Raw genomic sequence first — 1,948 nt, forward strand, 5'->3', positions numbered from 1 at the left:
ACGTCCTGCGTACGTGCCACTTCGCCACTACCATCGTAAACTCGGTGCTGGCTTCGTAACACTCCCTCAAATGACTGGACGGCGTTTCGAAATGCCTTTTATTTTGTCTCCACCTACGCTAGCGCTACGATTCCGACAAAACAACGGCCCTACGCCTTCTGGGGACTACCAGCCCTCGCGTTCGCTCTCCATGGCTGGCAGCGAAAGAGTGTCGTTTAACTGTACAATCAGTGGCTTTGAAAAAGTTAGGCTAACCAATGTTATTGTTCCCGTTCGATGAGGTATCTGAGCAATTATAAGCTTATTTTAACCCAGTCTTTTTCGACTTTTTGGGAAGTTATTTTTCTGAAAGTCTATAAGTGTGTAGCAGCCAAAGCCTTGCACTAAAGTGCATAGTTTTGACTAGCGATCTGGGACCAATAAACCCCGGGATTCTAATATTAGGATTTTATTATTTATATGTTTTTACATAACACTCTAATTATTAAAGTATTTTTAATGTAGAAATCAGAAAATAGACCCGCTCAATGTAAGTAATATAGTTACTATTCCAAATTATCTTAACAAAGGTAGCACACACCCTGATTGCAGCGGACAGTCTTTCGACTCTGGCTACCTTGAAGTCAGGGTATGTGCTAGGTTCTAGTGAGTCTATTTGAAAGGCGTTGTCATTTGTTCTGGTGAATAACATGCGAACGAAGGTGGCCAGTCCTTTAGATGATAAAGGTTGATTGAACCAATCCTACACATCACTCTGATTCCATCTGGCTGACTTTTAATCACGACATTGCTATGTAGACATGCTTTTTTCTCTGGGTCGTCATCCTGTAGTTCGCAAGGATTCTGACCATTGACAAGGTGTTTAAAAACGGAAATATAAGTGTCATATCCTTCGGGAAAAGAGAATGTAGGGTCAAGTTCATTATAGTTAGTTCCATAGACTGTACCATTAGCCTTTACATTTCTTCTGAAACATTCCGCCGCTTCACCATAACCACACTTATATGAATACCATGTAACTATAACGTCTGTGAATGTATTATTAAATATCCCCACTTGGTAGGCTGATGCCTGCGTGGGTACAAGTGATACTAAGATAGATACGGATAGAAATAGTACTAGATATAATTTTTTCATGATAATTTACTCCTTTGATTAATAATAAGCATAAAATAACTTCGACAATTCATGATTGCTCCGCACTTGCAGGCACAGCCACATAATTCCATCGGCTCAAGTGCCCATCAAAAACGATTTGCATGGATTCTTTAAAACCATCAGTAACTTTTCGGGTCTCCTATTCTGAGTGAGCTAAATTAACTTAAGGGGGTAGTCAGTTAGCACCTCCACCTCCTATATATTGTGCTGGTGCCAATTAAATCCATGAGCAATTTCTGTGGTTCTGTCGCAATAATTATCAAAATCGCAGACCTCCTGGTCTTCAGGCATAACTATTCTGCTAAAGCCATAAATTGCTTATAAGCAGGAATTTTTTCCTCAGACAATTGTCGCTTTCAGATCATATGTGCCGTTTCAATTCCATCAATGGTTGCTTGAGCGGAGTGAAACGCTTTAAAGCCCATAATCGGTTTTGTTATTTTTTTGATAAATCGATAGTCCTGTTCGATGATGTTATTCAAATATTTAATCTGTAATATGTCGATCATGGTGGTAAACCCTGCTAGGATTAACAAGAGGTTAATATTGGATAATCCTGCATAGTTAGCGCCACTTTTATCCATAACGACCTTATCAGGAAAGCCATTATTGTTAATTGTTTGTTTGAAAAATGCGGTTGCAGCCTCTTCATCACGGCGCTCAGAAAGCATGAAATCAAGCGTATCACCGTGACTATCAACAGCTCGGTATAAATAGGTCCACTGACCCTTCACTTTGATATACGTTTCATCCATGCGCCACGATTTATTTGTTTCTCGTTTCTGAGATT

General features: G+C 39.7%; 1 protein-coding gene and 1 pseudogene. Both read right to left on the reverse strand.

Annotated features, from left to right (window positions below; genetic code table 11):
* Window positions 1–651 precede the first annotated feature (651 nt).
* Complete coding sequence (locus CDZ78_RS19095) at window positions 652–1,137, reverse strand: hypothetical protein (protein ID WP_087871390.1); 486 nt, start codon at window positions 1,135–1,137, stop codon at window positions 652–654.
* A 314-nt stretch (window positions 1,138–1,451) separates the two neighbouring features.
* A pseudogene (locus tag CDZ78_RS19100) lies at window positions 1,452–1,948 on the reverse strand (IS6 family transposase); the annotation flags it as partial.

Source organism: Bathymodiolus platifrons methanotrophic gill symbiont, assembly GCF_002189065.1.
GTDB lineage: Bacteria > Pseudomonadota > Gammaproteobacteria > Methylococcales > Methylomonadaceae > Methyloprofundus.

Excerpts from the sequence above, each read along its gene's own strand:
- CDZ78_RS19095 (WP_087871390.1), bottom strand. The coding sequence starts at position 1,137 with ATGAAAAAATTATATCTAGTACTATTTCTATCCGTATCTATCTTAGTA.